Origin of the sequence: Gangjinia marincola, from assembly GCF_039523415.1 — a bacterium.
In the GTDB taxonomy this organism is placed as follows: domain Bacteria; phylum Bacteroidota; class Bacteroidia; order Flavobacteriales; family Flavobacteriaceae; genus Gangjinia; species Gangjinia marincola.
Map to the genome: position 1 here is coordinate 1 of NZ_BAAAFG010000004.1, position 639 is coordinate 639.

The 639-nt window shown below is 43.7% G+C and carries 1 protein-coding gene; it reads left to right on the forward strand.

What is annotated here, in order from left to right:
• Positions 1-639: DUF7507 domain-containing protein (locus ABD000_RS03770; RefSeq protein ID WP_425545345.1), on the forward strand; the 639-nt coding region annotated here is incomplete at both ends.

Below are 639 nucleotides of genomic sequence, written 5' to 3' on the forward strand. Positions count from 1 at the left end.
AACAATCAGATATCAATAACGGTGAAGTAGTAAATTCAGCTACTGTAACTGCGGATGGACCAAACGGATTGACTGCGACAGATGTTTCAGATTCATTGAATCCTGCTGATGATACAGGAGCAGATGATGATCCTACGGTAGAGCCCTTACAACAAGTGATTAATGTAACGCTCACTAAAACCGGCGTGATTGATGATGGTGGTGATGGAGTAATCGATGCGGGCGATACGGTAACCTATACCTTCGTCGTAACGAATACGGGTAATGTAACGATCACAAACTTTGTATTGACTGATCCATTGTTTGATGCCAGCGGAATCGTATTTGACAATACCACGCTTGATCCGGGTGAGACTGCGACAGGAACGTTGACCGATATCTATGTATTGACACAAGATAATGTGGATGATGGTTTTGTGCAGAACAGCGCAACGATTGAAGTCGATGATACGGTGATAGGTTTATCTACGACAGATGTTTCAGATGCAGGAGATGAGACGGTTGAGACTCCAGATGGGAACGGAAATACCGATGGTGACCCAACCAATGACCCTACTGTACTTGACATTCCGCAGACAGCAACCATCGTATTAACTAAGGATAGTGAATTTATAGATGGAAATGGAAATGGAATCCCTG